This window comes from Fibrobacter sp. UWH1, assembly GCF_002210365.1.
GTDB lineage: Bacteria > Fibrobacterota > Fibrobacteria > Fibrobacterales > Fibrobacteraceae > Fibrobacter.
Genome location: NZ_MWQG01000056.1, coordinates 1 through 17017 on the forward strand (window position 1 = coordinate 1; position 17017 = coordinate 17017).

Sequence of the window (17017 nt, forward strand, 5' to 3'; positions counted from 1 at the left end):
TTTTTTGCATCCTTCAGATTCCGCTCGGATTATGCATTTGCAAATAGAATTCGGGATATTTTACAGCAGCTTCGCATTCCCGAAGAAAATCTGATCCTGGATAGTTTTGACAGAAAGAACTTGTCCCTAGACGTTCGTCTTAACTATAAAAAATTGAGTAAGCTGGACGAAATCGCAGACTTTATAAAAGAAAGAAAGGGTGAAAGCGGAATTGTATACTGCCTTTCCCGCAAGTCTACCGAAACTATTGCCGACGAACTCCGCAAAAGGCACATCATGGCAGACGCCTACCACGCCGGCATGACCGCCGATGAACGCGCAAGAATTCAAGAGGACTTCATCTACGACCGCACCAAGGTCATCTGCGCCACCATCGCCTTCGGCATGGGCATCGACAAATCCAACATACGATTCGTCATCCATTACAACACGCCCAAAAACATGGAGGGATTCTATCAGGAAATCGGACGCGCCGGCCGCGACGGCCTCCCGGCCGACACCCTGCTGTTCTATTCCGACAGCGACATCGTTCAGCTGGCCAAGTTCGCCCAGGATTGCAGCGACCCACAGCAACGGCACCTGCAACTAGAAAAGTTGGAGCGAATCCAGCATTACGCCACCAGCCTGGTTTGCCGCCGGCGAATCCTACTAGGCTATTTCGGCGAAGTCATGGAACAAGACTGCGGCAACTGCGATATTTGTAACCACCCACCACGCCGTTTTAACGGAACCATCCTGGCTCAAAAAGCCCTCAGTGCCATCTTCCGCACCCGCGAACAAGAGAACGCCAACATGATTATCGACATCCTGCGGGGGTCCCATCGGGCAGAAATCATCGAAAAGGGTTACGACAAAATCAAGACCTTTGGCGTAGGGGCAGCCACCCCCGCCGACAAATGGCAATCCTACATCCAGCAGATGATTCATCTAGGTTGCCTTACCATGAGCTACACCGACAAGAAGACCTTGCGCATTACCGAATTCGGGAAGCAGGTGCTCTTCGGTGAAAAAGAAATTCAATTGGCCCTGATTACAGAAGACAAGCGAGAAAAAATCGCAAACCAGAGAAGCTCGCAACCGCAAAAAGTTTCTGTACGCCTCAGCGCCAAGGACAATCTGGAAGGAAGCGACGCCGTACTTTTCGAGGCCCTGCGAATCCATCGCCGCAATCTTGCCGACGCCGCCAACGTACCGCCCTACGTCATCTTCAGCGACAAGGTTTTGCTGGGTATGGTTCAGGAACGCCCGGCCAGCCTCACCGACATGGCCAACATCCCCGGAATCGGCGCCATGAAGTTGCAAAAATACGGTCAGGAATTTCTGCAGATAATCAACGGCGAAGACTAGCATTATAAATGCGTGTACACGATAATTAACGTGCAATTTCCGGACACTTTTTTTATTATTTGAAATATGAAGAAACGTTACATTGCCCTCATTGTCCTGGCGGTATTGATCGTTCTCGTGATCGCCGCCCTCAAAATCGCCCCCGGTATCGCAAAAGACTATGTAGTCGAGCATTCCGAAGAACTCATCGGCCGCAAAATGAAGATTGCCGACGTAGACTTCAATCCGTTCACCTTCACAGTTACCGTAGACGATTTCGCCATTTTCGAACAGGACGGCGCAACACCTTTCGTGGGATTTGAAAAGTTCCGCGTCAACGTGAATCCCACTCGCCTGCTGTCCAAAGAAATCAACGTCAGCGAAATCTATTTGAAAGGCCTTTACACCCAGGTAGTACAAGACGGCGACCGCTTCAACTTCAGCGACATCCTGGATAAGTTCGCCGCAAGTGAGCAGGACAGCGTCGCCACAGATTCCGCAGCCACCCCATCGGCAACCGCTGATGCAACTGCAGACTCCGCCGCAGGCGATTCTATCAAGGCCATAAACATTGACCCCGTCGAAATGACCGGAGGATTTGATGTCGCCATCCAGAACATCGTCCTGGAAAAGGGCAACATCATCTATCAGGATCGCAAGGTCGGTTCAAAAATTCACCTCCAGGATTTCTCTGTAGATATTCCCGCCGTCTACTTCAACAACAAGGACACCGACATTGGCGTAAACCTGAAGTTTGCAGATGGCGGCGATCTGACCGTGAAAGTTCTCTTCAACATGAAAACTCAGGACTTCAATGTAGCAGTCGCCCTGAAGCAGTTTGAACTGGCCTGCGGCAAGCCCTACCTGAAGGACTTCATCAACTATAAGGACTTTAGCGGCTCCCTGGACGTCAACCTGAATGTTGCAGGCAATGTGAATGACGTTCTTTCTAGCAATGTTGCAGGTACCGTAGGCCTTAACAATATCGTCCTTACCGAAACATCCGAAAAGACCATCGGCGTGAACAGCGTACAGGTCGGCATCAAGAAGGCTAACCTGAACGAAATGGACTTTGTCGTGGATTCAGTAGTGGTCGATGGCGCATTCGCCCATCTGGACCTGCTGAAGGGCGGCAAGACCAACATCGACATACTTCTAAATCCCAAGGGTGCAGCCGAGGACACCAGCGCAGTTGACAGCGCCCTGGCCGCAGCCGTCGTTACCGAAGCACCTGTAGACTCTTCCAAGTCTGATTCCGCTGTCGCAGCCGCCCCCGAAACAGCCAAGGCCGCCCCAGCAAAGCCTCTGAAATTCGTACTGAACAGGTTGCAAGTCAAGAACACCTCCGTCACAGCTAACGATTTTACCATCAAAAAGCCGTTCAACTATAAGGTTAGCGGCATCAGCGTTTCCGGTTCCAACATCAACTTTGACACCCCCTGCACCGTTAACGTAAACGCCAACTTCCCCGAAGGCGGCACCGTTTCTGTAAAGTACAAGGGAGCCCTCTCCGACCTGAGCACTATGGATGCCTATGTCAGCATCAAGAATCTGGCCCTGAAGCACTTCAGCCCCTACAGCCTCCACTACACCGGCTACCCCATCATTTCTGGCACCATGGCTTTCGCCAGCGACAACAAGATCAACAAGTTCAACCTGGATAGCAAAAACACAATCGACATCTACAACATCGACGTTGGCGACAAGGTAGAAGGCAGCGACCCGGAATTCACCGTCCCCATGAAGGTGGGTCTGTACATTCTCAAGGACAAGGACGACAAGATTCAGTTTGACGTTCCCGTGCAGGGCAACATGCAGGATCCCGAATTCTCTTACCTCAAGATTGTCTGGAAGACCGTGATGAACCTGCTGATCAAGGTGGCCCTTTCTCCCCTGAAGATTGTGGGTAACGTCGCCGCATCCGGTGCAAGCGCCATCGGTTTCGACCTGGGCAAGAACGACGAAATCGTTATCGACCCGCTGAACAACCACATGGAAAGCGAACAGTACGCCAAGGCAATCAAGATGGTTTCTGCCCTGGCCAAGGATCCCAAGTTGAAGATGAACTTTGTGCAGTCCTTCAATATGAAGAAGACGGTGGAAGCCTACAAGACCCGCAAACTTAAAACCGAGTTCTACAAGTCTACTCAGGGCAAGACCGCCCTGAACGAGCTGGACGAAAAGGCTATCATCGCCATCGACGACAAGGACGAAGCCTACACCGCCTACGTTGCCGCCAACGCCGCCAATCTGGACCGCAAGGCTCTCGAAAAGGAACTGCTGGACATGGCTGCCAAGCGCAACGCAGAACTGCTGAAGACCCTTCAGCAGCAGTCCGGCGTTACCAAGAAGAACGTCACGGTCACAACCGCTCCCCGTTCCCAGCTGGTTAACCACAAGGGCAAGGCAAACTTCAAGGTACAGATCGACGTACAGTAATTGGAAGTCGCGCTGCACCTACAGCGAAAAACGTTTCCTATAGCGAAAAAATCCTCGGTTTAAAACCGAGGATTTTTCTTTAAAGTTTGCGGGACCGACCTGCAGTCCCCACAAAATCAGGACTTACTTCTTCTTGTTGCCCTTAGACTTCGATTCATACCATTCATCGAAGGTGATGGAGCGGTCAACAACGCCATTGGGAGTCAGTTCCAGCACGCGGTTTGCCACAGTCTGCACGAATTCGTGGTCCTGAGAGCAGAAGATCACCGGGCCCTGGAAAGCGGTCAGGCCGTTGTTGAGAGCGGTAATGGCTTCCAAGTCCAAGTGAGCGGTAGGTTCGTCCAGCAGCAAGCAGTTTGCGTTGGAGAGCATCATCTTGGAAAGCATGCAGCGAACCTTTTCACCACCGGAAAGAACGTTACAGCACTTCAGGGCTTCTTCGCCGGTGAAGAGCATACGGCCCAGGAATCCGCGGATAAAGGATTCGTCCTGTTCCTTACTGTACTGGCGCAGCCAATCCACCAGAGAAAGTTCGCTGGCAAAGTAAGCGTCGTTGTTCTTGGGGAAGTAGTTGTAGCTAATGGTGCTACCCCACTTGAGCACGCCGTCGGCAGCCTTGGTTTCTTCGGCAATGAGCTGGAAGAAGGCGGTCTTCAGGGTGTCATATTCGCCAACCAGGGCAACCTTGTCGCCGTTGTTCAGCTTGAAGTTCACACCGTTGCAAACGATGCCATCACCGCCGTCGATAGAAGCGTTATTCACTTCCAGCACGATCTTGCCCGGTTCGCGGTCCATCTTGAAGTTGACCCAGGGGAACTTACGGCTAGAAGCCGGCATTTCTTCGACGGTCATCTTATCCAACAGCTTCTTACGGGAAGTAGCCTGCTTGGCCTTTGCGGCGTTGGAAGCGAAGCGGCGGATAAAGGCCTTCAATTCTTCAATCTTTTCTTCGGCGCGGCGGTTCTGGTCCTTACGCTGCTTCTGGGCCAGCTGGCTAGCTGCATACCAGAATTCGTAGTTACCACCGTAGATGTTAATCTTGCCGTAGTCAATATCGCAAGTATGAGTGCAAACCGCATTCAGGAAGTGACGGTCATGGCTCACCACGATCACGATATTTTCGAAACGTTCCAGGTAATCTTCCAACCAGGCGACGGTATCCAGATCCAAGTGGTTGGTCGGTTCGTCAAGCAGAAGAATGTCGGGGTTGCCAAAAAGAGCCTGTGCCAGGAGCACGCGGATCTTCTGACCGCCATCCAGATCTGCCATAAGGCTGTAGTGGAATTCTTCGGGAATGCCAAGACCCTTCAGGAGCACTGCAGCATTGGAGTCAGCTTCGTAACCGCCGATTTCACCGAAACGGGTTTCAATTTCCATGGCCTGCATGCCCTGTTCTTCGGTCATTTCCGGAAGAGCATACAGTTCGTCACGCTTCTTGCCCAGTTCATAAAGTTCCGGGAAACCCATCATCACAGTTTCAAGAACAGTGTTCTGTTCGTAGGCGAAGTGATCCTGCTTAAGGACGGCGATTCGTTCGCCCGGGTCCTTGGTCACGTCACCGGTATTGGGTTCCAGTTCACCGGAAAGGATCTTGAGGAAGGTGGACTTGCCGGCGCCATTTGCACCGATCACACCATAGCAGTTGCCGCGCTTGAAGGAAAGATTCACTTCCTTGAAGAGAACGCGGCTACCATATTGAAGACTTACATTAGAAACATTCAGCATGGCGCCAAATTTAGAATTTTTTTCAAAAAACAAAAGGGACGCCGGCCTCAAAACCGACGTCCTTTTTGCGGAAAGCGGAAAGCATAAAGCGTAGAGGCGAAGCCCCTTTAACCTTTAAACTTTAACCTTTATCCTCTACGCTTTATTAGCCTTTTCCAGTTCGCGAGCGTTGATGATCAGCATCTGCAAACGGTTTTCGATGTTTGCGAAACTGGTATCCGGGTCGTAGTCCAGAGACAGGACCTGGATATGGGGGCAACGTTCCTTAACAGCCTTGGTCAGGCCGCGACCGGAAATGTGGTTAGCCAAGCAGGCGAAGGGCTGCAGCACAATGTGGCTGTTGATGCCGTGCTGAGAATTGTAGATGATTTCGCCCGGAATCAACCAACCTTCACCCGTATTGTAGGTGGGGTCGATAATGTCGCGGACGTAATCCATCAACTCGTAGCAGTCTGCATGATGTTCGTAAAGGCTGAAGTGTTCCTTCATGATCTTGCGAACAGTTTCCAGGGCACGTGTGTAGGCCTTTGCGGTAATGCCACCCACAATGCGGTCGCTAATGGGGTTTGCAGAGAAACCACGCTTCAGTTTTTCGGCACGCACGGCTTCGTCCACGCGGAAGAAGTCGGTCATACCCGGCAGGTAAACTTCCATGCCGTTGTTCATCAGGTAGTTTTCTACGAAGCCATTGGCGCTGGGGTGATAGTTCATGAGAATTTCGCCAAGCACGGCAACGCGAGGCTTACGGATACCCTTCTTACGGTCTTCGGTGATTTCAATACCGTTGAAGGCATCGATACACTTGGTGAATTCAGCCAGCATCTTGGTGGGGTGCGGCAGTTCAGTCTTCTTCAGGTGACCGCCGATTTCCATGATGCGAGGCATCCAGACATCGTAAACCTTCTGGGTGTCGCCAGCGTTCACTTCGTAGGGGCGAATAGCGCGGTACATGGTTTCAATAGCGTCCATGGTCACCAGGCCCCACAGCATGTGGAGTCTAAAGTCAAGGCCAGTCTTAAAGCCCGGATGCATACCCTTCACGTCGTCACCGGTGGTAATGATGCTAACATCTTCGAAGCCAGCTTCATCCAAAGCCTTACGGGCAAGCACGGCGTACTGCACGGCACGGCAGTTTTCGCAGTTCTTGGCCAAGCACATAGAAACGTTGGACGGCTTTACTTCGGGGTGTTCCACCAGCCACTTCAAACCTTCACCGATGTTCACCTGGCAGGGGAAGCAAATATCGTTATGCACGTACTTCTTACCCAGTTCCACAGCCTTCTTGTCGGCCACGGGCAGGTATTCGGCAATGAAGCCGTTAGCCTTCATGTATTCGCTGGCAAGAACGGTAAATGCAGGAGACAGGTTCGGAGTCAAGATGCGACGGCGAGTCTTATCTTCGGCAACGAACGGAGTATGGAACAGCGGTTCGTTGGAAGCGGGCTTGTCGGGCAGATTTGCAGCACGGCGAGCCTTCACCGTTTCGATAAAGCTCTTGATACGAATGCCAACAGGACCACGGGCGTCACCTTCATCCAGCTTCAACATCAGCATTTCCTTGTTGGAATCCAGATGGAGCATACGGGACATTTCGTCGGTCAAGATGGAGTCATGACCGCAACCGAAGCTAACGATCTGAGCCAGTTCCACATTAGGATCCTTGGCAGCGATCATGGTAGCGCCAAGCATACGCAGGTGGAAGGTATTCTTGATTTCGACGCGGGTGTGGTTCGGCACATCCTGGTCATACACGCCAGGGAGAGATTCGGTTGTAAGAACCGGAATGCCCATGGCGGTAAAGTGAGAGGCAATGTTGTGGTTGATCAGCGGGTCCACATGGTACGGACGACCGGCAATCACCACGGCAAAAGTATTCTTGGCGCGAACGTCATCAAGGATCTTCTGACCTTCTTCAAGCAAAGTAGTCTTGTAGTCGTTCAGAGCCTTTTCACCTTCATCCACAGCCTTGGAAATCAGCTTCTTGTCCAGCTTCCAGTTTTCATGGAACCAGTCGATGGTCTGAGAGCGACGGAGCTTGGAATTGAACCAGTGGAAGATGGGCTGATCCATGGGAACGCCATAGTTCTTTTCAGGTTCGTCAGTATTCTTGATGATGTTGGGGTAAGCCTGAACCACCGGGCAAACAGAGGTTGCGTCGAACTTGGTGTGGTCACTGGGAATAGCCACCATCATGGGGAAGAAAATACGGTCCACCTTCTTTTCGATCAAGGAAAGCACATGACCGTGAACCAGCTTTGCCGGGAAGCAGACCGTATCAGACGGAACGCTATGGAGGCCAGCTTCGAACATCTTGTAGTCAGAGCTGCGGCTTACCACAACCGTGTAGCCAAGGCTGGTGAAGAAAGCCTTCCAGAAAGGCAAGCTAGCCCAGAATTCAAGAGCACGAGGAATACCGATGGTCTTCTGGGTTCCATCGGCCTTCAGCTGCGGTTCCACCAACTTGGCCGGAGCATAGTCCTTCACCAACAGCTGGTTGGTACGCTTAATCATGTCGGGCACTGCCATCATCTTCTTGTTGATTTCTGCGATGAGGGCCTTAGTCTTAGGATCGTTGGGGTCTGCAGTCACTTCACCACGTTCGCAGCGATTGCCGGTCACGAAATTCTGGCCATCGCTAAAGGTAACGATGGTACGAGAGCAGTGGTTGGTGCAGTACTGGCAGAGCTGACCCGGCTGGTTGTGCCAGCTGAAGGTCTTCATGGCTTCGAGGCCAATAAAGCTGGACTTCAGATCCGGATTTTCCTTGCGCTTTTCTTCCATGAACTTCTTGGTAAGGAGCGCAATACCGATAGCGCCCATTTCACCCGGGCGTTCCGGACGGATGGGCTTGAGGCCAGTGTACTGTTCAAAGGCGCGGAGCACAGCGTTGTTCTTGAAGGTACCGCCCTGCACAACCACCTTCTTACCGAGGGTGTTGAGGTTGCGGATACGAATCACCTTGGTGAAAACGTTGTTAATAATGGAGCGGCAAATACCGGCGATAATGTCTTCAGGCTGCTTACCATCACGCTGTTCGGTAATGATGGAGCTGTTCATGAACACGGTGCAGCGAGAACCCAACTGAGACGGGCTCTTGGCGTTGAAGGCCAGTTCCGCAATCTTTTCCATGGGAATACCCAGAGAACGGGCGTAAGTTTCGATAAAGGAACCGCAACCCGAAGAGCAGGCTTCGTTCAAGATAATACCGGTAACCACACCGTCCTGAACAGAGATTGCCTTCATATCCTGACCACCGATATCCAAGATGAAGGAAACGTCGGGGCAGATACGCTGGGCGGCGTTAGCATGAGCTACTGTTTCCACAGTGTGGTAGTCGGCATGCACAGCCTTCGCAAAAAGCTGCTCACCATAACCGGTAGTACCCACACCCAGGATGTTCAACTTACAGCCATATTCTTCGTAACGGTCCGTAAGTTCGTTCATGGCATCCTTAAGCACCTGCAGCGGTTCACCGTTGTTGCTGGCGTAGAAGCCGTCAATCACGTTATCCTGTTCATCCAGAAGAACGAACTTCGTTGTGGTAGAACCGGCGTCGATACCCAAGTAGGCGTTGATGGTAGAACCAGAGGCAGGCTGCGGGTAGACGTTGCTTGCCATCTTATGGTCTTCCAGGAACTGCTTGTATTCCAGGTCGTTCTTGAAGAACAGGTCGGCTGCAGCCTTGGCCTTATGTTCGGCCTGACGCATTTCGTTGAAGTGGACCAGGGAGTCCAGAGAGCCTTCTTCGCGGTAATAGCATTCCTGGTCGGCAAACATGGAGCCCAGGGAAAGAGCGGCGCCCATAGCTACGAGTACTTCGGAATGTTCCGGCACAATGGCCTGTTCATCCGTGATTCCCAGACGTTCCTTGAAGGCGCGGACAAGGGTCGGGTTAAAGGTCAGCGGGCCACCTTCGAAAATGACAGGGGGCTTAATTTCCATACCCTGGGCAAGACCACCGATGGTCTGCTTTGCAATGGCATGGAAGCTGGAAAGGGCGATATCTTCCTTGGCGATACCGTTGTTCAGCATGGGCTGAATGTCGGTCTTGGCGAACACGCCGCAACGGCCGGAGATTTCATAGACCTTCTGGCCTCGCTTGGCGTAACCTTCGAAGGCCTCGGTCTTCACGCGGAGGAGTTCCGCCACCTGGTCGATGAAAGCACCGGTACCACCGGCACAGACACCATTCATACGCATGTCGCTGGCAATCAGCTTGCCTGTGGTGGGATCCTTCTCGAAGAACACCACCTTGGCGTCCTGACCACCCAATTCAATAGCAACACGGGTATCAGGATAAGTTGCGCGAACGGCGAGAGCGTTGGCCACCACTTCCTGTACGAAAAATGCATGAGTGGCTTCGGCAAAGGGCTGACCGCCACTGCCACAGAAAGCAACTCTAAAGTTCTTGCCCGGGAACAAACCGTGGGCTTCGCGCAACACCTCATGGACCTTCTGGGCCTGCATGGCGTTATGGCGCTGGTATGTGTAGTGTAAAAGCTTGTTGGTTTCAGGTTCAACGACGGCAATCTTAACGGTTGTAGAACCGACGTCGACACCGACCCATAAATCATTCTTAGTTGTACTCATAGTGCGCCAAATTTAGAAAAATAAGTTTAAAAACATAAACCTACAAAGCCCATTTTTTCTGTAATATGAGCAGAAATTCCCCATAAAAAAACAAAAAAGGTGGCACTAGGCCACCCAGGTATATTTTTTACAGATAAGCTATTAGAACTGCAAACCTATAAAAAGGTTTGCCCTATCGGGCAATAATAACCTTATTGCTGAACAAGACCTGCTTACCGCTCTCGACACGCACATAGAAACTGCCCTTGGCACCCACCAGTTCCTTCAGGGGGACGCTTACGGAACTGCCATAGAATCGGCTAAACAGTTTCTGTCCCTGCATATTGAACACGCTGACAGAAGCCCCGGAATTTTTCAGAGTCAATTCCAGATTGCCACGGGCATAAACCGCACGGCTAGCAGAAACCGCCGGAGTCCTCGGGCCAACCTTGATTGTACCATCAGATTCAGAGGAACCCATCTTCCAGGTGTCGGGAACACGCACCGCAATGCCACGGCCTGCAGTACTCATGTATACGACACCATAGGTATTCATGTCGCCCATAACGAATTCGCCATTGGCAAGACCGCCAAATTCATGACCATCATCATTTACGCGGGTCCAGGAAGCGCCCTTGTCATCAGAGCCGAACACACCGGTAACGCCGTCAATTGTGGCAAACACATAAATTGCAGGATATCCGCCCTTCGTCTTGGGAGCGCCAAAACCAACGGCCTCGCAATAGCCAACGCCCTTCACCGCAGACCAAGTCTTGCCCCCGTCAGTGGAGTGCTGCAGACTGCCGCCAACGCCCACACCAGTAGACGGATCCTGTTCAGCAATGGGCAGCCACAAGTCGCCCTCATAACCAGGAATCGCACGGAACTTCTTAAAGACGCTCACACCGGGTTTTCCAACAGCGCTAAAACTAACACCCTTGTCGGAACTCTTGTAGAACAGGCCTTCCGTCTTGTTGTAAGCATAGAACACATCCGCATTTTCAGGATCGCCCACCACAAAGGAACCGTTATCGATACCCGTCACTTCCGTGTAGGCCGCATTGCTGTAGCGGTAAACGCTGGTACTACCTTCCATGGGAACAAACAAGGCCACTTCGCCGTCAGTTGAAATAGCGGCGGTGCCGTTGGCAATCTTTTCGTCAAGCTTGCAGTAAGTACCCACAGTCCAAGTCTTTCCGGAATCGCTAGAGAACTGCAGAGGTTCAATAGGAACATCGCTATACTTGCCCTCATACTTACGGGCATTGGCCACCTTCACCAAAGTACCGGACTTCGCCGCATAGGCAAGCCCCTGGGTAGTTCCCAGAGGAACTGCCGTTCCGCTCACGTCCGTCATATGACGGAACTGCGGGAACTTGGTAATATCATCATGACGGAATCCGTCGTAGTCGCCAATAATGGAAATCATGGGGCCGCCAGGAATGCTCACCACCTCGAAAGGCACGGTTTCTTCAACGCCATGGGCACTAAAATGCCAAACCTGATTCATGGCAATCTGATCTTCTTCCCAGGAGTTTTCCGCCTTCGTCACCGTATAATCAGTTAGATTGTCCGTCCTGAAAATTCCATTTCCAGAAGTCACGAAAACGCGATTATGGTCAAAGGGATCCATGGCCACGCTACCCGCCCAGTGAATGGAACCGTCGTGCATCCAGCCGATCCCGTTAGCATCCATCTGCTGCGTTGTCGGATAAACTCCACCTTCCATCCAATAGTAACGGAAAGAGGCAATCCATGTTTCGCCACCATCTGTGGTATGGAAAATATTGGAACCCCAGCGGTCGCTCCACACATCCTTTCCGTCTTCGCCCTTCTTGTACCAGAACTGCGGTCCATTGTAACCTTCCGTGGTCACCACCATTTCCTTATCATCGTTAGGGTTAATGGTGATGCCGCCATAAGGAGCAATATATTCGTACTCATCCGTCTTGGAGTAGTCGGTCATATCATACTTGGCCTCCCCTTCCCCATCCAGATAATCTGCAGGAGAAACGTCAGTCCAGGCGCCCGTCTTCAAATTGCACTTCAGTACGGCTCCGCGACCAAAGCCATCCCAGATCGGGCCCCAGCCTTCGTCCCAACCCATGGAATGAGGGCCGGCACCATCGGCAAAAGTCACCACCATGGAACTTCCATCCTTGGTAATCACGGCACGCTGAGGCATCAGACGGACAACGCCGCCCCCCTTCGTAGTACGCAAGCTATCAGGAATCGGCAAAGCCTTCCACGAAGCACCGCCATCCGTCGAAGCAAACACATTTTCAAAAGTCTTGTTCTTGGTAGAACCCTCACGCAAAAAACCGGCATAAAGATTCTTGGAACTGCCAGGCGCATACTGAACAAAGCTAAAACCGGAACCATTCCACGTCGTATCAGACCCGGCCGCAGTTGTCCAGGCATCCACATGACTCCAGCTGGAGCCGTTATCAGCCGACTTCCACAAGCCCTTATTCTTCGAACCGTAGAACATAATCTTCGAATCGTTGGGATCCACAGCCAAGGCTTCCCCATTTCCGCGGCCCATGCCGTTTCCGTGGGCACCAAAGCTGGTAACCTTAGCTCCCTTGGTACCATCTTCGTCCCAAGTGTAGAGCAATTCCCAGGAATTACCGCGATCCTTACTGCGCAAGAACGCACTACGGCCATTATTCCAGTAGCTGGTACCGGTCATCATATAGACCACGCCCTCTTCCTGAGGGTCAACGGCAATGGCTTCCACCCCCAGAAGGCCTCGTTCAGTCACATCGACCCAGTCCATGAGCGAAACCCAGCGGGCACCGGATTCATCCCAGCGATAGGCACCGCCCACGTCCGTACGAGCGTAAAAAAGGCCCTTTTCCAGCGGAGAAGCGACAATGGCACTAACGAATCCGCCACCGCCCATGCTGACAGCACTCCAATTAAATCCATCTGCAGCTTTTGCGCCGGCAAAAACAGACAGACCCAACACGAGGCCAGTGGCCCCAAACAACCCTTTAACCATAAACATCCCTTGGGCAGAGCCCTAAATCAGAAAATTCCAAACACCGGAATTTTCAAAACCAGCCATAATATAAACCCAACAAACAACGAAAGTATCCTAAAAGACTTGCGAACCCCAATAACCCTTGAGGTCATTACAACGGAGCATAAGGGTACAACTATTGATTTATTATGGGAAATGCAAAAAAGCCCTGCGACTTGCGTCACAGGGCTCTAAAAGTCAAACTTTTATTGGAATAGAAGATCGTTCAAGAATTACTTCTTCTTGCCCTTCTTCTTACCCTTGGCAGGCTTGTCTTCCTTGGGTTCTTCCTTCTTTGCTTCGGCCTTCTTGCCGCCGCGGAGGTCCTGCATCTTGAAACTTACGTTAATTTCAGCAGTTGCGACCTTGGAGTAGAGTCCACCCGGATCCTTCACCTTGAAGGTGAATTCATCGAGACCGGAGAAGCCCTTGTTCGGCATATAGGTGAAGGAACCATCCTTTTCATTCAGGTTGATCTTACCATTGCGCGGCTTCTGGACAATCTGAACAGACACCGGCTTTTCGCCATCGGGGTCATTCACACCGGACATCAGGCCTTCAGAAGCGGAAACCTTAAGTTCATCGCCTTCCTGGGTCATGTAAGTCTGGTTGCTTGCTTCCGGAGCGTTGTTCACGGGGATCACGGTGAACAGAGCGGACTTGCTAGCCTTTGCGCCTTCAGGGTCAGTGACGGTGAAGGTAATGCGTTCCGGCTTGCCCTTCCAGTGTTCGTGCGGCATAGCAACAATAGCGGTCTTAGCGTTCTTGTCATACTTGACAGTCAGGAACTTGTTGCCAGTGAAGGTCCACTTCAGTTCGTCGAAGCGATGGTCCTTATCGCGGGCATACTGGTCAAGCTTGATCTTACCCACAACGCCCTTGTTGTCATTTTCCTTGATGGTGAAGTCAGGAATGTCGCGCATGATCGGAGCAGCATTCACATGCTTAACAACGAACTTGGCAACAGTCTTGTCCATGCCACCAGCCGGATCCTGAGCGGTAAAGACGAGGGTTTCTTCGCCGAACCAATCCTGCTTCTTCGGGCGGATCACAGCTTCGCGACCACCAGAAATTTCAACAGCCAGGTTCTTGGCACCGGTAACCTTCCACTTGATTTCATGAACCTTGTGGTCGGGGTCGGTAACGTAGTTATCCAGCTTGATAGCCTTGAAGGACTTACCTTCCAGAGTTTCCTGGCCAGGAATTTCCTTCACGACAGGAGGATCGTTTACGGGCTTCACGGTGAACTTCACAGGAATGGTAGCCTTTTCGCCAGCCGGGTCAAAGACGTTCACATTCACAGTTTCGGTACCGTTCCAGTACTTGTCCGGAATTTCAACAGTCAGCACACCCTTGTCGTCAATGTTGAAGATCAGGTCATGCTTAACAGCTTCAACAGCAGCACCCTTGGCCTTCTTGCCCTTCTTTGCCGGAGCATTCTTGGCAGCCTTGGAAGCCGGAGTTTCGTTATCCAGAGTCCAAACCAGTTCTTCCAGCTTGTTATCCGGATCGCTTACAACCTTGCTGAAGTCGAAGGGAGCAAACTGCTTCTTTTCTTCGATGACGAAGGGCTGAACAGGCTTCAGAACAGGAGGATCGTTCACCGGGGTCACTTCGAAGGTAGCCTTAGTAGAAGCAGAGGCACCTGCGATATCCTTAACGGTGAAGGTCAGGGTTTCCTTACCGAACCAGTTGGGGTTCGGGGTAATGACGTTAGCACGGTTACCCTTGATATCAACCTTCAGTTCCTTGTTGCCAGAAACAGACCAGTGGAGTTCATTGGGCTTGTTATCCGGGTCAGTTGCAGACTTGGACAGGTCAACAACCTGGAACTTTTCCTTTTCCTTGATCTTCTGACCAGCAACCTTGCTGATTACCGGAGGATCGTTAACCGGGGTCACTTCGAAGGTCAGCTGCTGGGTAGCCTTTGCACCTTCCGGGTCAAAGACGTCGAGCTTGATCTTTTCGGTACCGTTCCAGTACTTATCCGGAGTAGAAACAATCAGCTGCTTCTTGGCATTGATAGAAGCCTTGAGAGCGCGGGTCGGAGCCAGTTCGAACTTCAGCTGTTCAATCTTATGGTCAGGATCAGAAACGAACTTGGTCAGGTCGATGGGCTGGAAGGATTCCTTTTCCTTGATGGTCTGGGTCGGGATCGGAGCGATAGCCGGAGCATCGTTCACAGATTCAACCAGGAAGTTAACGGTCTTGGAGTCCTTAGCACCTTCAGGGTCAGTAACAGTGAAGGTCACGTTACGTTCACCATTCCAGTACTTATCAGCAATCTTGATACGAGCAATGTTCTTGTTGTCGATTTCCACCTGGAATTCGTCAACCGGTTCCGGTGCCGGTGCTTCCGGTTCTTCTTCAACCTTAGCACCCTTCTTGCCCTTCTTAGCAGGCTTCTTAGCCGGCTTCTTGGCAGGAGCAGGAGCAGCAGCGCCAACCTTGGCAACCTTAACGGTCCAAGTCAGGTCTTCCAGCTTGTGGTCCGGATCCTTAACGAACTTGTTAAGATCGATTTCCTTGAACTGGCCCTTTTCCTTGATCTTCTGAGCCGGGATGTCCTTCATGACAGGAGCATCGTTCACAGAAGTGATTTCGAAGGTAGCGGTAGTAGAGGTAGTTGCACCATCCGGGTCAGTGACCTGGATAACCAGCATTTCAGGCTTGCACCAGAAATACGGATCCGGAGCGCTAACGGTAAGAATGCGGCTACCATTGATTTCAGCCTTCAGCTTCTTGTTGCCAGAAACGGTCCACTTCAGTTCGCTGGGCTTGTTGTCCGGATCCTTAACGTATTCGTCAAGCTTGATCTGGGCGAACTGCTGCTTTTCCTTGATCTTCTGGTCGGCAATCTTCTTGACGAAGACCGGAGCGTCGTTCACGCGGGTCACTTCGAAGATCATCTTATGAGTTGCAGATGCACCTTCAGGGTCGGTAACGGTGAATGCGATAGTTTCCTTGCCGTTCCACTGGTCATTGGGAACAGAAACAATAGCGGTATTGTCCTTACGGAGGTCAACCTTCAGACCCTTGTTGCCAGACACGCTCCACTTCAGCTGAGTGGTCTTGTGATCCGGGTCAGAAGCGAGAGTAGAAAGGTCGATGGTCTTGAATACACCATTTTCCTTAATGGTTTCACCCTTCGGGGCCTTTTCAGAAATCTTCGGAGGATCGTTAATAGAACGAACTTCGTAGCGAGCGGTCTTTACAGCCTTTGCGCCTTCAGGGTCAGTAACGGAGAAGGTAATGTCTGCAGCACCATTCCAGTACTTATTGGGGATAACGACGGTAGCAACGCGAGCGCCACCTTCGCCCTTGTCCACCTTAACGGACAGGGTTTCACCTGCAGGAGCTTCTTCAGCCTTTGCAGCCTTCTTGCCCTTGGCAGCAGGAGCACCAGCCTTAACCGGCTTCACGTCGAAGGACCACTTCAGATCAGCCTTCTTGTGGTCAGGATCGTTAACCAGGTCGTCCAGCTTGATGGTCTGGAACTGCTTCTTTTCGTCAATGGACTGATCCTTCAGTTCCTTAACAAAGACAGGAGCGTCGTTTACAGATTCAACGGTGAAGGTCACTTCACGGCTATCTGCAGCACCTTCAGGGTCAACGACAGAGAACTTGATCTTTTCAGAACCGTGCCAGAACGGGTTGGGCTGGGTGATAGAAACGTTGTGGCTTGCATCCATAGCAACCTTCAGTTCCTTAGCACCTTCGATCTTCCACTTCAGCTTGTTCTTCGGGTGGTCAAGATCTTCAACATAGTTATCCAGGTTGAAGGACTTGAAGGAGCCCTTTTCCTTGATAGTCTGGTCAGCAAGATCCTTCATGACTGGAGCATCGTTAATGGACTTCACGGTAAATGCAGCCATAGCCTTGGCAGATGCACCTTCCGGGTCAGTAACGGTGAAGGTCAGCTTTTCGGAACCG

The 17017-nt window shown here is 51.6% G+C and carries 6 protein-coding genes; 2 read left to right on the top strand and 4 right to left on the bottom strand.

Annotated elements, in window-relative coordinates:
• Positions 1–1347, top strand: a 1347-nt coding sequence (locus B7992_RS15205) for a RecQ family ATP-dependent DNA helicase (protein ID WP_141100498.1), incomplete at its 5' end; no start/stop codon positions are given.
• 66 nt (positions 1348–1413) lie between these two features.
• Positions 1414–3765, top strand: coding sequence for a DUF748 domain-containing protein (locus tag B7992_RS15210; protein WP_088666711.1), 2352 nt, complete (start codon positions 1414–1416; stop codon positions 3763–3765).
• Between the two features lie 123 nt (positions 3766–3888).
• Here the strand turns inward: B7992_RS15210 and B7992_RS15215 are convergent, their stop codons facing one another.
• The 4 genes from B7992_RS15215 to B7992_RS15230 all read right to left on the bottom strand — a co-directional run.
• The gene (locus B7992_RS15215; protein WP_073160517.1) at positions 3889–5490 is read right to left on the bottom strand and encodes an ABC-F family ATP-binding cassette domain-containing protein; all 1602 of its coding nucleotides are present in this window, start codon (positions 5488–5490) and stop codon (positions 3889–3891) included.
• A 135-nt stretch (positions 5491–5625) separates the two neighbouring features.
• Positions 5626–10080, bottom strand: a complete 4455-nt coding sequence (locus B7992_RS15220) for an acyl-CoA dehydratase activase (RefSeq protein WP_088666712.1) — start codon at positions 10078–10080, stop codon at positions 5626–5628.
• Between the two features lie 172 nt (positions 10081–10252).
• Complete coding sequence (locus tag B7992_RS15225) at positions 10253–13063, bottom strand: T9SS type A sorting domain-containing protein (RefSeq protein WP_170932288.1); 2811 nt, start codon at positions 13061–13063, stop codon at positions 10253–10255.
• Positions 13064–13317: 254 nt separating this feature from the next.
• Positions 13318–17017: Ig-like domain-containing protein (locus tag B7992_RS15230; RefSeq protein ID WP_141100499.1), on the bottom strand; the 3700-nt coding region annotated here is incomplete at its 5' end.

Coding starts and splice junctions, on each gene's coding strand:
- B7992_RS15210 (WP_088666711.1), top strand. CDS start 1,414: ATGAAGAAACGTTACATTGCCCTCATTGTCCTGGCGGTATTGATCGTT.
- B7992_RS15220 (WP_088666712.1), bottom strand. CDS start 10,080: ATGAGTACAACTAAGAATGATTTATGGGTCGGTGTCGACGTCGGTTCT.
- B7992_RS15225 (WP_170932288.1), bottom strand. CDS start 13,063: ATGGTTAAAGGGTTGTTTGGGGCCACTGGCCTCGTGTTGGGTCTGTCT.
- B7992_RS15215 (WP_073160517.1), bottom strand. CDS start 5,490: ATGCTGAATGTTTCTAATGTAAGTCTTCAATATGGTAGCCGCGTTCTC.